This window comes from Luteococcus sp. H101, from assembly GCF_038433155.1.
Classification (GTDB): domain Bacteria; phylum Actinomycetota; class Actinomycetes; order Propionibacteriales; family Propionibacteriaceae; genus Luteococcus.
In genome coordinates, this window is the sequence record NZ_JBCDMW010000022.1 from 156130 (window position 1) to 170560 (window position 14431).

At 68.9% G+C, this 14431-nt stretch carries 12 protein-coding genes and 2 tRNA genes; 7 read left to right on the top strand and 7 right to left on the bottom strand.

Annotation, left to right across the window (positions count from 1 at the left end):
- Positions 1-14 precede the first annotated feature (14 nt).
- Together AAEX60_RS09800 and AAEX60_RS09805 are read right to left on the bottom strand one after the other, a co-directional pair.
- Positions 15-431: a MaoC/PaaZ C-terminal domain-containing protein gene (locus AAEX60_RS09800; RefSeq protein WP_342103071.1), complete on the bottom strand. Its 417-nt coding sequence runs from the start codon at positions 429-431 to the stop codon at positions 15-17.
- Positions 428-874, bottom strand: a complete 447-nt coding sequence (locus AAEX60_RS09805) for an FAS1-like dehydratase domain-containing protein (protein WP_342103073.1) — start codon at positions 872-874, stop codon at positions 428-430. The genes AAEX60_RS09800 and AAEX60_RS09805 overlap by 4 nt, the downstream gene beginning before the upstream one ends.
- Before the next feature lie 150 nt (positions 875-1024).
- Here AAEX60_RS09805 and AAEX60_RS09810 point away from each other — a divergent pair, with 150 nt between their 5' ends.
- Positions 1025-3289, top strand: a complete 2265-nt coding sequence (locus AAEX60_RS09810; RefSeq protein ID WP_342103074.1) for an esterase-like activity of phytase family protein — start codon at positions 1025-1027, stop codon at positions 3287-3289.
- Positions 3290-3442: 153 nt separating this feature from the next.
- Here the strand turns inward: AAEX60_RS09810 and rpmG are convergent, their stop codons facing one another.
- The 3 genes from rpmG to AAEX60_RS09825 form a co-directional block, all read right to left on the bottom strand.
- Positions 3443-3613, bottom strand: a complete 171-nt coding sequence (gene rpmG / locus AAEX60_RS09815; RefSeq protein ID WP_342091969.1) for a 50S ribosomal protein L33 — start codon at positions 3611-3613, stop codon at positions 3443-3445.
- A gap of 56 nt (positions 3614-3669) precedes the next feature.
- A tRNA-Met gene (locus tag AAEX60_RS09820) sits at positions 3670-3744 on the bottom strand.
- Positions 3745-3808: 64 nt separating this feature from the next.
- Positions 3809-3881 (bottom strand) — tRNA-Thr (locus AAEX60_RS09825).
- A gap of 205 nt (positions 3882-4086) precedes the next feature.
- Here AAEX60_RS09825 and AAEX60_RS09830 point away from each other — a divergent pair.
- Together AAEX60_RS09830 and AAEX60_RS09835 are read left to right on the top strand one after the other, a co-directional pair.
- Positions 4087-6744: a GNAT family N-acetyltransferase gene (locus AAEX60_RS09830; protein WP_342103075.1), complete on the top strand. Its 2658-nt coding sequence runs from the start codon at positions 4087-4089 to the stop codon at positions 6742-6744.
- Positions 6741-7913, top strand: coding sequence for an acetoin utilization protein AcuC (locus tag AAEX60_RS09835; RefSeq protein WP_342103077.1), 1173 nt, complete (start codon positions 6741-6743; stop codon positions 7911-7913). The genes AAEX60_RS09830 and AAEX60_RS09835 overlap by 4 nt, the downstream gene beginning before the upstream one ends.
- 147 nt (positions 7914-8060) lie before the next feature.
- Here AAEX60_RS09835 and AAEX60_RS09840 read toward each other — a convergent pair whose 3' ends face one another.
- Both AAEX60_RS09840 and AAEX60_RS09845 read right to left on the bottom strand, forming a co-directional pair.
- The gene (locus tag AAEX60_RS09840) at positions 8061-8834 is read right to left on the bottom strand and encodes an SDR family oxidoreductase (RefSeq protein WP_342103078.1); all 774 of its coding nucleotides are present in this window, start codon (positions 8832-8834) and stop codon (positions 8061-8063) included.
- A gap of 34 nt (positions 8835-8868) precedes the next feature.
- Positions 8869-10077 (bottom strand): acyl-CoA dehydrogenase family protein, encoded by a 1209-nt coding sequence (locus AAEX60_RS09845; RefSeq protein WP_342103081.1) that lies wholly within the window; start codon positions 10075-10077, stop codon positions 8869-8871.
- Positions 10078-10295: 218 nt separating this feature from the next.
- Between AAEX60_RS09845 and AAEX60_RS09850 the strand changes: the two genes are divergently transcribed.
- The 4 genes from AAEX60_RS09850 to AAEX60_RS09865 all read left to right on the top strand — a co-directional run bounded on the left by AAEX60_RS09850 (position 10296) and on the right by AAEX60_RS09865 (position 14415).
- Positions 10296-10949, top strand: a complete 654-nt coding sequence (locus tag AAEX60_RS09850) for a TetR/AcrR family transcriptional regulator (RefSeq protein ID WP_342103084.1) — start codon at positions 10296-10298, stop codon at positions 10947-10949.
- 110 nt (positions 10950-11059) lie between these two features.
- Positions 11060-12790 (top strand): AMP-binding protein, encoded by a 1731-nt coding sequence (locus AAEX60_RS09855; RefSeq protein ID WP_342103086.1) that lies wholly within the window; start codon positions 11060-11062, stop codon positions 12788-12790.
- A 119-nt stretch (positions 12791-12909) separates the two neighbouring features.
- On the top strand, positions 12910-13422 hold the full coding sequence (locus AAEX60_RS09860) for a MarR family winged helix-turn-helix transcriptional regulator (RefSeq protein ID WP_342103089.1): 513 nt from the start codon (positions 12910-12912) through the stop codon (positions 13420-13422).
- Positions 13423-13527: 105 nt separating this feature from the next.
- Positions 13528-14415: a fructose bisphosphate aldolase gene (locus tag AAEX60_RS09865; protein ID WP_342103091.1), complete on the top strand. Its 888-nt coding sequence runs from the start codon at positions 13528-13530 to the stop codon at positions 14413-14415.
- The last annotated feature ends 16 nt before the right edge of the window (positions 14416-14431 follow it).

Below are 14431 nucleotides of genomic sequence, written 5' to 3' on the forward strand. Positions count from 1 at the left end.
ATCCTGCTCCCCACTCACAACGCCACCTCCACCGTGACCGCGCCCAAGACCTTGTCCTCAACGCAGGTGGCCGTCAGGGCCACGCTGGCCATCCCGTCGGCGACGGCGGTCACGGTGCCGCCGAACTGCACCAGCAGGCCCTGGTCGTCGTCGGGAACCTGGATCGGACGGGTGAACCGAACGAAGTAGCTCTTCACCCGGGCCGGGTCCTCGCACCAGTCGGTCACCACCCGCAGGGCGGTCCCCATGGTCCACATGCCGTGTGCCACCACGCCGGGCAGCCCGATCGCCCGGGCATGCCGGTCCGAGAAGTGGATCGGGTTCAGGTCCGTCGAGGCGCCCGAGTAGCGCACGATCCGCTCCCGGGTGATGTGAACGTCCAGGTCCGGCAGCCGGTCTCCGACGGCGACGGTGCTGGGGTCGAAGCTCATTCCTGTCCTCCCTCGGGGCGGGTGTGGATGAGTTGGCTGGTGGCGGTGCAGACCGGCTCACCCGCAACCGTCCGCACGTCCACCCGGACGCCGACCATGTCCATGGCGCCGCGGTTGCGCACCTTGTCAATGGTGAGCTGGGCAACAACTTCGTCGCCCTCGCGCAGCGGCCGCTGGAAGTCGAAGCGCTGGTCAGCGTGCATGGTGCGGCTCAGCGCCAGACCGAGCTCCTGGTCACCGAACAGCGTCTCCCAGGCCTGGGCTCCCAGCACGATGGCGAAGGTGGGCGGGGCGACGGGCGCCTCACCGGCATAGGCGGGGTTGGGGTCGCCACCCTCGGCACCGCCGAGCGCGGCGGCGAACTCCGCGATCTTGGCTCGACTGATCCGGTAGGGGGCGGTGGGCGGGTAGCTGCGCCCGACGTGCTCAGGGGTGATCGGCATGGCCCCAAGGCTACCGGGCCGCACCGTGGCCGCCAGTTCACCAGTGGTCCGCCTGACCGTCTTCCAGGGTTCATCCGCTGTTGAGAGCCTGTCCCCCGTCCACGCCGGTGCCCGACGTGGGCATCACAACACCACCAAGGGAGACACATCGTGCCCAGCACCACCACTCGTCGGGGCCTGCGCGCCGCGGTCGGCATCGTCGCCGCCGCCGGCCTGACCTGCGGCCTGATCGTCACCGCCCCCACCGCAGAGGCCCGCCGCCCGGCCCCGCGGCCCACGCCCGGGGCCGGCGCCTTCGAGCGGGTGGCCACCATGCCGGCCTACCTCAACGGCAAGAAGTCCGAGGCGGCGGTGGCCGAGATCTCCACCGTGACCCCCGACGGCCGAACCGTGGTGTACACCGACTCCGCGGGCAAGCGGATCGGCTTCGTGGACATCCGGGTTCCCGGCAAGCCGAAGCCGCGCGGCACCGTCGCGGTGGGTGGAGAGCCGACCAGCGTCTACGCCACCGGCAACAAGATCCTGGTGTGCGTGGACCGCACCGACGGCAAGTTCTCCAGCCCGAAGGGCGTGCTGCTGGTGCTGGATGCCAGGACCCGCACGCTGCTGCGCCAGGTGGATCTGGGCGGCCAGCCCGACTCCATCGATGTCTCCCCCGACGGGCGGTGGGCCACCATCGCGATCGAGAACCAGCGCGACGAGGAAGCCACCCCGAAGGGCGGCGATGAGGGCGACCTGCCCCAGACCCCGGCCGGCTATCTGGCGTCGATCCGGCTGGACAGTCCGGTGAAGACGTGGCGGGTCAAGCGCACCCCGCTGACCGGCCTGCGCGGCATGGTGGCGCCCACCGATCCGGAGCCGGAGTACGTGAAGATCAGCCCGAACGGCAGGTACACCGCGCTGACCCTGCAGGAGAACAACCAGATTGCGATCATCGACCACCGCCGGCAGAAGGTGGTCAAGACCTTCAGCGCCGGTACGGCCACAGTGAAGGGCGTCGACGTCAAGAAGGACAAGGTGATCAACCCCACCGGCAGCATCACCGCCCCGCGCGAGCCCGATTCCATCGGCTGGATCGACAACCGCTACGTGGCCACCGCCAATGAGGGCGACTGGAAGGGCGGCACCCGGGCCTGGACCATCTTCGACTCGCGGACGGGCAAGGTGGTCTGGGATGCCGGCAACAGCCTGGAACGGCACGTGATTGACAATGGCAACTGGCCCGAGGCCCGGGCCGAGAAGAAGGGTGTGGAGCCGGAGGGCCTGGCCGTGGCCACCTTCCAGGGCCGGCGCTACGCCTTCGTCGGCACCGAGCGGGCCAATGTGGTGGCGGTCTACGACGTCAGCAATCCCGCCCAGCCGAAGTACCTGCAGATGCTGGCCTCCACCAATGGCCCCGAGGGCATCCTGCCGATCCCGTCGCGCAACCTGCTGGTGGTCTCCAGCGAGGTGGACGAGGCCGAGAACAACATCCGGGCCAGCGTGCAGCTCTACCGCCTCACCCGCTCCTCGGCCCAGGGCAAGCAGGCGCAGCTGCGGCGCTACCCGCAGATCACGGCCAACAAAAGGATCGGCTGGGGTGCGCTGGGCGCCCTCACCGCGGACCCCCGCAAGCCCGGCAGGCTGTGGAGCGTCACCGACTCGGCCTATGCCAACACCCGGATCCTGACCATCGACGCCACCGCGCGGCCCGCCCGGATCACCGGCACCATCCCCGTCACCAAGGCCGGCAAGCAGGCCAGCTATGACGTCGAGGGCATCTGGCGAAAGCGCGACGGCAAGGGCTTCTGGCTGGGTGTGGAGGGCGAGACCGGCCCGGAGAACCGGCTGGTGGAGACCGACGCCCGGGGCGCGGTGCTGCGCGAGGTCACGATCCCGGCCGGTTATGCCGCCAAGCTGGGCAAGCAGGGCATCGAGGGCGTCAGCGGCAGCACCAACGGCAAGGTGCTCTACGTCGCCTTCCAGCGCGAGGCCAAGGGCGAGGACGTCACGCGGATCGGCCGCTATGACATCGCCAAGGGCAGCTGGACCTTCTACGGCTACCGGCTGGGCACCACCAAGACCAAGGGCGACTGGCTGGGCCTGAGCGAGGTCACCACCGTCAACGGTGACACCCTGGCCGTGATCGAGCGGGACAAGATGAACGGCCCCGACGCCAAGGTCAAGCGGATCTACACCGTGAAGCTGACCAGCAAGGGGGTCGCCGACGGCCAGAAGCTGCCGGTGCTGGCCAAGCGGCTGGCCGTGGACGTGCTGCCCACCCTGCGGGCCGGCAATGGCTGGACCCAGGAGAAGCTGGAGGGCATGACCATTGACCGTCGGGGCAATGTCTACGTCGTCACCGACAACGATGGGGTCAAGGACGCCACCGGCGAGACCGTCTTCGCCAACCTGGGCCGCGTGATCCGCCGCTGACCCGCCCGAACGGTCCGTCGAGACAATCCATCACAGCAATGGGGAAGGTTCGGGCTCTCCCGGGAGCCCGAACCTTCCCCATTCTCGACCCGAGACGCAGAACTGGCCGCCACCCGGTGGGGTGACGGCCAGATTCTGAGTGCCTGGGTGTGCTCAGCGGGTCTCGCGGTGAGCGGTGTGCGAGGTGCACTTGGGGCAGAACTTCTTCAGCTCAAGACGGTCGGGGTTGTTCCGACGGTTCTTCTTGGTGATGTAGTTGCGCTCCTTGCACTCGGTGCAGGCAAGCGTGATCTTGGGACGAATGTCCCCGCCCTTCTTGGCCATGGTCGTTCCTTCGTGTGCGTGGCGCGTGCTGCCGGCTGGCAGTGCTGGATCGGTCTTGGTAGCGGAGGCGGGAATCGAACCCGCGACACAGCGATTATGAGCCGCTTGCTCTACCCCTGAGCTACCCCGCCAAGTTGCTCGCGGACCGTTCGGTCACCCGAGCCGCTGGGTCAACGGCCGTCCGTGAACAATCAGAGCCCCCAAGCAGAATCGAACTGCTGACCTTCTCCTTACCATGGAGACGCTCTACCAACTGAGCTATAGGGGCTTGCCGACGATCAAATCTACCGGATCGGTGAACCGGTTTCAAATCAGATCCCGACTTCGTCCTCTTCCCGACCCGGGGGCCGTGAAGGCGACTCGCAGAACAATAGAGGAATCCGACAGCGGGCACAAATCGGCGCCGTCGCACCCCGGCCCACCTCCCGGGACGGCCCAGTGACAGCCGCAGTCGAGGCCCCTAGCCTTGGCCCATGACCAGGTCACCGGAGCCCGTCATCGACCCGACCCACTGGGAGGCCGACGTCGTGCTGGCCGACGGCGGAATCGCCCAGCTGCGCCCCCTCACCCCCGACGACCGGGAGGAACTCATCGCCTTCTACGGCCGGGTCTCGGAACAGTCCAAATACCTGCGCTTCTTTGCCGCGCACCCCCAGCTGAACGAGAAGGAGCTGCACGACTACACCCACTGTGACCGGGACCGGGTGGCGCTGATGCTGGCCGTCGACGAACAGATGGTGGCCTTCGCCAACTACGAGGTGCTGGACCAGCTGCTGCCGGCCCGGGTGGCCAATGTGGCCTTCCTGGTGCAGGACGACCAGCAGGGCCGCGGCGCCGCCAACATCCTGCTGGAGCACCTGGCGGAGGTGGGCCGGGAGTGCCAGGTGGAGCGGTTCACCGCGGAGATGCTGACCCAGAACCGCAAGATGCTGCAGGTCTTCACCCATGCCGGTTACGTGGTGCGTCCGGAGATGGCCGACGGCTGCATCCTGGTGGACTTCCCGCTGGCCGCCACCGACCAGTCCCGGGCCGTGATGGAACAGCGGGAGCACAAGGCGGAGAGCAATGCGATCCGGGGGCTGCTGGAGCCGCGACGAGTGGCCGTCGTGGGCGAGGTGATGCGGGTCAAGGACATTGCCGCCAACCTGGTGCAGGGTGGCTACCGGGGTGAGCTGGTGGTGACCACCGGCGCCGACGGCTCCACCCAGGCCCAGACCCGCGCACTGTCCCAGATCGACGGCGATGTGGACCTGGTGGTGGTGCGGGCCGCCACCAGCGAGTTGGAAGAACTGATCGAGCAGGCCTCCCGGAAGCACGCCCGGGGCATCCTGGTGCTGGCCAGCGACCGCTCCACCCAGCTGGACCACGACCACGCCCGCCAGCTGGTCTCCTGGGCCCGCACCCACGGCCTGCGGGCGCTCGGCCCGTCGGCGCTGGGGCTGGTGAACACGGATCCCGAGCTGCAGCTCAACGCCTCCCCCGCCAGCCCGCCCCGTCAGGGCAGCGTCGGGCTGTTCACCCAGAGCGCCGGAGTGGCCACCATCGTGCTCTCCCGGGCCCTGGAACGCGGCATCGGGCTGAGCTCCTTCATTGCCACCGGCGCCTTCGCCGATGTCACCGGCAATGACGTGATGCAGTACTGGTCCGACGACGAGCGCACCCGGGTCTGTCTGCTCTCGCTGGACTCGGTGGGCAATCCGCGCAAGTTCTTCCGGGTGCTGCGTCGGCTGGCGCTGGCCAAACACGTGGTGGTCTTCACCCCGTCGCGCGCCCTGCTCAGCGCCGAGTCCGACGTCCCGGGCCTGCCGTCGGCCCCGGCCACGGCGCTGGACCAGGTGATCCAGAACTCCGGCGCCATCGTGTGCAGCCGCCGCGACACCATGTATGACGTCGCGCAGATCCTGGCCCGACAGCCCGTTCCCCCCGGACGACGGGTGCGGGTGATCTCCAACTCCACCGGACTGGCCCACCAGATGCGTCAGGCGGCCGTGCGTTTCGGGCTCGAGCCGGGTGATCCGGTCACCATCCACGAGCACCCCAGCACCGGGGCGCTGGAGGCCGCCGCGGCGCGGGCCGTCGCCGATCCCGAGGTGGACGCCGTGGTGGTGGGCGTGGTGGAGGTGGTGGACCCGGTGCTGGAACTGGTCCGCGACGGGCTGGCCGAGCTGGCCGCCGGGGGCCACGAGACACCGGTGGTGGGCGTCTTCGTCGGCTTCCGGGACCCGGCCCAGACGGCCACCGGGCCGGACCTGCCGGGGGGCCTGCCCTGCTTCACCGCCTATGCCGACGCGCTGCGGGCCATCTCCCTGATCGTCGACAACGAGGAGCGTCGCGCCCGGCAGCGTCCGCACCCCGACGACGAGGTCTACGAGGGGCGGGAGATGGAGGTCCGATCACTGATCGCCAACATCCTGCTGGAGTGCCCCGAGGGGCGCTGGGCCAGCGACGCGGAGTGCTCCCAGATCTTGGCCGCCTACGGCATCGACCTGGTGCCGTGGCAGGCCGTCGGCTCCGCGGAGGAGGCCGTGGCGGCGGCCGAGGGCCTGGGCTGGGACGTGGTGCTCAAGGCCACCGCGCCCAGCGTCCGCGGCCGCACCGACCTGCCCACCATCTACTTCCACCTCACCGACGCCGACGCGATGCGCCGGGCCTGGGAGGGGCTGGGCCGCACGGCATCCGACCTGGGGCTGTCCGACGGCGACCCGACGGTGCTGGCGCCCGTGGTCCAGGTCACCACCCAGCACGGCACCCCGCTGGCGCTGCGGGCGATCGAGGACGAGGTGCTGGGCCCGATGCTCTGCGTCGGCGTCGCGGGTGCCCCGGCGGACCTGTTGGATGACCTGGCCTGGGGCGTGCCCCCGCTGCGTCGCACCGACGCCCGCACCATGCTGGACTCGCTGCGCGCGGCGCGCCTGCTGCACGGCTACCGGGGCGCTCCCCCGGCCCGGCTGGACAGCATCGAGGACACCCTGATCCGGCTCGCCCGGCTGAAGGATGACCAGGTGGCCCTGGCGGAGGTGGAACTCACCCCGGTGATCGCCGGCCGGGACCGAACCGCCATCGTCGGCGCCCGGATGCGGATTGTCCCGCTGCCCGCCGAACGTGACCCGCTGGCCAGGAGGGCGACGTGAGCATCCCGCTGGCGGCACCCGACACCCGCCCCGTGCTGGTGCACTGCGAGGAGCTGGAACGCTTCAGCTTCGGCCCCGAGCACCCGATGGGCCCGGACCGGGTTCGGCTGGCGGTGGAACTGGCCGACGAGCTGGGCCTGCTGGACGGCTTCGACATCGTGGAGCCGTGGCAGGCCAGTGACGATCTGCTGCGCCCGGTGCACGAGGAGGGCTACATCCAGGCGTTGAACGACGGCAAGCCACACCCGGAACGCTGCATCGGGATCGAGGACAATCCGGTGGTGCCGGGGCTGCCGCACGTCGCCTCCCGGATTGCCGCCGCCTCCGCGACGGCGGCCCAGCTGGTCTGGGACGGCAGGACCCGGCGCGCGGTCAACATCAGCGGCGGCCTGCACCACGCCATGCCCGGCCAGGCACACGGCTTCTGCCTCTACAACGACGCCAATGTGGCCATCTCCTGGCTGTTGGCCCACGGCGCTGACCGGGTGGCCTATGTGGACCTGGACGCCCACCACGGCGACGGGGTGGAGAGGGTCTTCTGGGATGACCCGCGGGTGCTCACCATCTCCGTGCACGAGACCGGCCAGCACCTGTTCCCGGGCACCGGTTTCGCCCACGAGATCGGCGGGCCCGATGCCCTGGCCACCGCGGTCAATGTCGCGCTACCCACCCACACCGAGGACCTGGACTGGCTGCGGGCGCTGAATGCCATCGTCTCGCCCCTGCTGCGGGCCTTCAAACCCCAGATCCTGATCAGCCAGCACGGCGCCGATCCGCACCGGGCCGATCCGTTGACCCACCTGGACATCTCGATGGACGCCATGGCGCTCAGCCAACGCGCCGCGGCGGGTTGGGCGGATCGCTTTGCGCAGGGCCGGTGGGTGGCGCTGGGTGGCGGCGGCTATCAGCGCGACTCCGCCGCCCGGGCCTGGGCACACCTGGTGGCCGCCGTCGGCAACCAGACCGTCGAGCCGGACCGACCGATGCCGCGGGACTGGGCCGAACGGGTCCGTCGGGACCAGACCTCGGCCACCATGGGCGACGAGGGAGCCGCCGCGGCCCTGGCCGACTTCCACCTGGACCGCTTCTACCCCGAGGTGCCCTGCCCGGCCATCAATGCCACTTCCCGGGCCGTTTTCCCCTACTGGGATCTCCAGCCCTACCACTGATCCCTGGGGGCATGCTGCCCCCAAGACCCCCCTGCATGGGGTGGGTTTGTAGCGGAGAATGCCGCAGCCGCCGTGGTTGCGGAACCAACCACGGCGGCCGCCCTTCGACAAGCTCAGGAACCGCCCGTCGACGCGCTCAGGAAGAGCTCACCGCGGGGGCATCCGCAGGGCGCCGTCCAGCCGGATGGTCTCGCCATTCAGGTAGTCGTTGTCCACCAGGGACAGCACCAGCTTGGCGAACTCCTCGGGCTTGGCGAAGCGCTGCGGGAAGGGCACCCGGTTCTGCAGCTCGGTGCGGAAGTCCTCGTTGATGCCCTCCATCATCGGGGTCCAGACCACACCGGGGGCGATGCTGTTCACCCGCACCCCGACCCCGGCCAGATCCCGCGCCGCCGTGATGGTCAGGGCATACACCCCGCCCTTCGACGCGGCATAGGCCGCCTGACCCACCTGCCCCTCGAAGGCCGCCACCGAGGCGGTGTTGACCACCACGCCGCGCTGACCGTCCTCGTCGAGCGGCTCGTTGCCGGCCATGGCCTCGGCCGCAAACGTCATCACGTGGAAGGTGCCGATCAGGTTGACCTGGATGGTGGTGGCAAACAGCCCCGGATCGTGCGGGCCCTTGCGGCCGACGATCCTGGCCGACGGGCAGATCCCGGCGCAGTTCACCGCCACCCTCAGCGGCGCAGCGGCCTGGGCGGTGGCGACGGCCTGCTGCACCGCCGCCGGATCGGTGACGTCGACGCCCAGGTAGGTGACGCCTGCCTGCTCGCCGCCGGCCGCCCGCAGCTTCTCGATCCCGGCGGGCAGGTCAATCGCGAAGACCTGCAGGCCCTGCTGGGCCAGGGCCGCCGCGGTGGCGGCGCCCAGGCCGGAGGCTCCGCCGGTGACGATGGCGGAGGCGGGGGTGGTGATGTCCATGATGTGCTCCTGGTTGGTTCTCGTCGGGGACGGCTCAGACGAAGGCCGAGACGCCGGTGATGGCGCGGCCGACGATCAGGGAGTTGATCTCATAGGTGCCCTCATAGGTGTAGAGGATCTCGACGTCGGCCAGCAGCTTGGAGACCTCGTTCTCGGTCAGAATTCCGTTGCCACCCAGCAGGTTGCGGCCGGCGGCGGCGGACTCGCGGGCCAGCCGAGTAGCGGTGGCCTTGGCCATGGCGGCGTGCGGCATGTCGAACTTGTCATTGGTCTGCAGCCAGGCGATCTGGGCCATCATCGCCAGCGAGCAGGCGGCATTGCCGGCAATTCGGCTCAGCGCCTCCTGCACCAGCTGGAAGCGGGCGATCTTCTTGCCGAACTGCTCCCGGGTGACAGCGTACTCCCGGGCGCGGTCAAAGATGGCCAGCTGCACGCCGGCCCCCTGCCAGCCCACCCAGGCGCGGGAATTGCGCAGCATCACATTGGTGGCGGCAAAGGAGTCGCAGCCGGGGATCAGGTTCTCGGCCGGGATCTTCACCTGGTCGAAGACCATGTCCGCGTTCTGCATGATCCGCAGGCCCAGCTTGTTCTTGATCTTGGTGGCTTGGAAGCCCTCCCGGTCGGACTCGACGATGAATCCCTTGACCACATTGTCGGCGGTGTCCCGGGCGAAGACGATCGCGAAGTCGCAGAAGGTGCCGCCGCCGATCCAGCGCTTCTGGCCGTCAATGATCCAGCCATCCTCGGTGCAGGTGGCGGTGGTGGCCAGGCCGCCGGCGATATCGGAGCCGTGGTCCGGCTCGGTCAGGGCGAAACAGCCCACCTTCTGGAACTGACGCAGACCGGGCAGCCAGGTCTGCTTCTGCTCCTCGGAACCCAGCTGGTTGAGCAGGTCCAGCACCAGCTCGTTGTGGATGCCCACCAGGGCCGAGAGCGAGACGTCGGCGCGGGTCACCTCGGCATAGGCCAGCCCCTTGAACAGCCGGCTCGCGCCGGAGAACTCCAACTCACCCAGACCATGCGCGGCCAGCTTGGGCAGCAGGTCAAAGGGGAACTGCTCCCGGTCCCAGTACTCCCCCACCACGGGGCGAATCTCGGTCTGCAGGAATTCGTGCAGCTCGGCCAGCCGCTGGCGCTCGGCCGGCTCCAGCTGGTCGGCCACCTGCAGCAGGTCGGCCTCGGGGAAGGCGATTCCCGCCAGATGCGACGTACGGTCCTGGGCAGCGCCCTCGATTGCTGACATGGATCTTCCTCTCGGCTGGTGAGGAGCTTCGTCGCACCCCACTGGATTCGGCTCTGGGTTCCGGTGATGCACTGTGCTGAGCTGGGTCGTGCAGCTGGGTTGTGAAGTTGGTCACACTGTACGATCTATGCGAATACCGTACTGCCAAAGTGGCACAATGGGAAGACCCCGTCCAACTCATGGCAGACCCATCACCCACCAGCCACAGGAGCCCCTCCGTGCCCCAGACCCCGCCGCACACGAGCGCCGCCACGGCCCCGGCCACCCCCGTCGAGACACCCGGGAGCGCTGGCCCCGCCCTCGCCACCCCGCGCCAGCGCGAGCTCTTCGACGCCCTGCTGACCACCTTCCTGCAGGAGGGCTTTGCGCACTTCACCATGGACCAGGCCGCCGCCCGCTTCCACTGCTCGAAGTCCACCATGTATGCGCTGGGGCGCACCGCCGACGACGTGCTGCGCCGGGTGCTGGTCAGCTTCTTCCGGGAGGTGGCTCGTCGCACGGATCTGGCGCTCACCAGCCAGCGCTCCGCCGCGCGGGCGCTGCAGGCCTACTTCGAGGCGATGGGCGCGGCCCTGGAGCCCGCGTCGGCCACCTTCATGCGCGACGTCGCAACCCATCCGGCCACCCGCGGGATCTATGACACCAACACCCACCACGCCACCCAGAAGATCCGCCAGCTGATCGAGCGCGGCGTCGCAGACCGGGAGTTCCGCGACGTACCCCTGGACTTCATCGCGCAGTTGATCGAGTTGGCCATGGAGCAGATCCAACAGGGGCGGCTGCAGGGGGCCCATCCAGCCCGCGCCTACACCGAGTTGGGACAGGTCATCCTGTTTGGACTGGGCGCTGACAAGCCGGGGAGCCAGGGCTGAGATTTTTGGCCGGAAACCCTCGACATTTGGTTTGAAATCAAAGTAGAGTTCCTGTGAGAAAGCTCACAGTGGCAGCGCAGCCACGCTCTCCCGACCGGACAGGAGCCCCGATGACCACCAATACCGAGAAGTTCCAGGCCGCCCGAGACCATCTGCTCAGCGTCCGCACCGACTATGACGCGGCCAGGGCCAGCTTCGAGTGGCCCCGCTTCGAGGAGTTCAACTTCGCCTTGGACTGGTTCGACCACCTGGCCACCGCCCCGGAGTCCAAGGACCGCGAGGCCCTGATCATCGTCGAGGCCGACGGGCCGGAGACCCGCCGCACCTTCGCCCAGCTCTCGGAGCGCAGCAGTCAGCTGGCCATGTGGATGCGCAGCGTCGGGGTCAAGCGTGGTGACCGGGTGATGATCATGCTGCACAACCAGGTGGAGCTGTGGGAGAGCATGCTGGCCTGCATCAAGCTGGGCGCCGTGATTGCCCCCACCACCATCATGCTGGGCCCGGCCGACCTGACCGACCGCGCCGAGCGCGCGGAGATCTCCTGGGTGATCGTGAACCCGGAGGATGCCGGCAAGTTCCAGGACGTGCCGCAGGAGCTGACCGTGATCCAGGTGGGCGATCAGCCCCCCGCCCAGGATGCCCACCCCACCCTGAGCTTCTCGGACTCCTTCGATGCGCCCACCGAGTTCGTCGTCGAGGCGCCCACCCTGGCCGACGAGACCCTGCTGCTCTACTTCACCTCTGGTACCACCTCCAAGGCGAAGCTGGTGGAGCACACCCACACCTCCTACCCGGTCGGTCACCTCTCGACCATGTACTGGATCGGCCTGGAGCCCGGCGACGTGCACCTCAACGTCGCCGCCCCCGGCTGGGCCAAGCACGCCTGGAGCAACTTCTTCGCCCCGTGGATCGCCGGCGCCACCGTCTTCCTGTACAACTACTCCCGCTTCGACGCCGGCAAGCTGATGAAGCAGATGTCCAAGGAGGGCGTGACCAGTTTCTGCGCCCCGCCCACCGTGTGGCGGATGCTGATCCAGGCCGACCTGTCCCAGATGCCCAACCCGCCCAAGAAGCTGATCGCCGCCGGCGAGCCCCTCAACCCCGAGGTGATCTCCCAGGTGGAGACGGGCTGGGGCACCCGGATCCGCGACGGCTTCGGCCAGACCGAGAGCTCGGTGCAGATCGGCAACTCCCCGGGCCAGGAGGTCAAGCCCGGCTCCATGGGCCGCCCACTGCCCGGCATGGACGTCGTGCTGATCGACCCCGCCACCGACGAGATCGGCGACCATGGCGAGATCTGCCTGCGTCTGGACCCGCGGCCCGTCGGCCTGACCCCGGGCTACTACGGTGACCCGGACAAGAATGCCGAGGCCTTCCGCGACGGCTTCTACCGCACCGGCGACATCGCCGACCGGGATGCCGACGGCTACATCACCTACGTCGGCCGTGGCGACGACGTGTTCAAGGCCAGCGACTACCGGCTGTCCCCCTTCGAGCTGGAGTCCGCGGTGATCGAACACCCGGCCGTCGCCGAGGTGGCCGTCGTGCCCTCTCCGGACCCGATCCGGCTGGCCGTGCCGAAGGCCTACGTGATCCTGGCGGCGGGCTACGAGCCCAATGCCGAGACCGCCGAGTCCATCCTGAAGCACTGCCGCGAGCACCTGGCGCCGTACAAGCGGATCCGCCGGCTGGAATTCCATGACCTGCCCAAGACCGTCTCCGGCAAGATCCGTCGGGTGGAACTGCGCAAGCGCGAGGACGAGATCCACGCGGCCGACGGCGGCGCCACCAGCGTCCAGCAGGAATTCTCCGACACGGACTTCCCGTCGCTGCGCGGGTGAGCGTGCCCGCGCAGCGCAACCGATAGTCTCTGGCTCCCCGCCCGATTCGTCCGTCCGGGCGAATGGGGCGGGGAGCCGTCGCATGTCCCCGGGGGAACCGCAGACCCAGAGGAGGAGCAGTGAGTCCGCAGCGCAAGCAGCGCAGCAGTGATCCGATCGCCGAGGCCAAACGGCAGTGGGCGGCCCACGGCTGGGAGCACGCGGCCCCCGGCATGGCCACCGTCGTCTCCGTGGTGCGGGTGCACCAGCTGATGATGTCGCGGATCGAGCAGGAGCTGAAGCCCTTCGGGATCACCTTCTCCCGGTTCGAGCTGCTGGCCCTGCTGATGTTCTCCAGTTCGCGGGCGCTGCCCATGTCCAAGGTCAGCGCCCGGCTGCAGGTGCACCCGGCGTCGGTCACCAATACCGTCGACCGGCTGGTGCGCGACGGGTTGGTGGAGCGTCGGCCCAATCCCGACGATGGCCGCGGCCAACTGGTGGGGATCACCGACCAGGGGATCACGCTGGTGCACGGGGCGGTGGAGGTGCTGAACCGGGTCTTCACCGACCTGGGGCTGGACGACGAGGAGCGTGACCAGCTGAGCGCGCTGTGCAATGTCTACCGGCGGGCGGCTGGGGACCTGGCCGACTGACCCGCCCGGATGTGGCAAAGACCTCATCCCAAACCTCCCCGGGCGGGTTAGCCTCGATACAGGGCTGGCACCGCCAGGCAGCCCCCGTCACCCAGTGGAGGAGAAATGAACACCGACCAGGCACAACGCATGTCCACCGGCAAGGGATTCGTCGCGGCCCTCGACCAGAGCGGCGGCTCCACCCCCAAGGCTCTGAAGCTCTACGGCGTCGACGAGAGCCAGTACGGCTCCGAGCAGGAGATGTTCGAGCTGGTGCACCAGATGCGCACCCGGATCATCACCTCCCCGTCGTTCACCGGCGAGAAGATCCTGGCCGCCATCCTGTTCGAGAAGACCATGGACAGCCAGGTGGAGGGCGTCGACACCGCCCAGTACCTGTGGGAGACCAAGCAGGTGGTGCCCATCCTCAAGGTGGACAAGGGCCTGGCCGACGAGGCCGACGGGGCCAAGCTGATGAAGCCGATGCCCGAACTGGATGTCCTGCTGGACCGCGCGGTGGCGAAGGGAATCTTCGGCACCAAGATGCGCTCCTTCATCGCCGCCGCGAATCCCCTCGGGATCAAGGCCGTGGTGGACCAGCAGTTCGAGGTCGGCGGGCAGATCGGCCACAAGGGCCTGGTCCCGATCATCGAGCCGGAGGTGGACATCAAGGCCGCCGACAAGGCGGAGGCGGAGCGGATCCTGCGCGACGAGCTGCTGGCCCACCTGGAGGCCCTCCCCAAGGAGTGCCCGGTGATGCTCAAGCTCACTCTTCCCAGCGAGGATGACTTCTACGCCGACGTGATCGCACATCCCAGTGTGATGCGCGTGGTGGCGCTGTCGGGCGGATACAGCCGGGAGGAGGCCAACCAGCTGCTGGCCCGCAACCACGGGCTGATCGCCTCCTTCAGCCGCGCCCTCACCGAGGGCCTGACGGCCCAGCAGTCCGACGAGGAGTTCAACCAGATGCTGGGCGAATCCATCGACAGCATCTACCAGGCGTCGATCACCTAGTCAGCACCGCCCACGT

What these genes read in the sequence shown, in the direction of transcription:
- rpmG (WP_342091969.1), bottom strand. Translation starts at nt 3,613, where the DNA reads ATGGCCAAGAAGGGCGGGGACATTCGTCCCAAGATCACGCTTGCCTGC.
- AAEX60_RS09845 (WP_342103081.1), bottom strand. Translation starts at nt 10,077, where the DNA reads ATGTCAGCAATCGAGGGCGCTGCCCAGGACCGTACGTCGCATCTGGCG.
- AAEX60_RS09800 (WP_342103071.1), bottom strand. Translation starts at nt 431, where the DNA reads ATGAGCTTCGACCCCAGCACCGTCGCCGTCGGAGACCGGCTGCCGGAC.
- AAEX60_RS09840 (WP_342103078.1), bottom strand. Translation starts at nt 8,834, where the DNA reads ATGGACATCACCACCCCCGCCTCCGCCATCGTCACCGGCGGAGCCTCC.
- AAEX60_RS09830 (WP_342103075.1), top strand. Translation starts at nt 4,087, where the DNA reads ATGACCAGGTCACCGGAGCCCGTCATCGACCCGACCCACTGGGAGGCC.
- AAEX60_RS09865 (WP_342103091.1), top strand. Translation starts at nt 13,528, where the DNA reads ATGAACACCGACCAGGCACAACGCATGTCCACCGGCAAGGGATTCGTC.
- AAEX60_RS09805 (WP_342103073.1), bottom strand. Translation starts at nt 874, where the DNA reads ATGCCGATCACCCCTGAGCACGTCGGGCGCAGCTACCCGCCCACCGCC.
- AAEX60_RS09855 (WP_342103086.1), top strand. Translation starts at nt 11,060, where the DNA reads ATGACCACCAATACCGAGAAGTTCCAGGCCGCCCGAGACCATCTGCTC.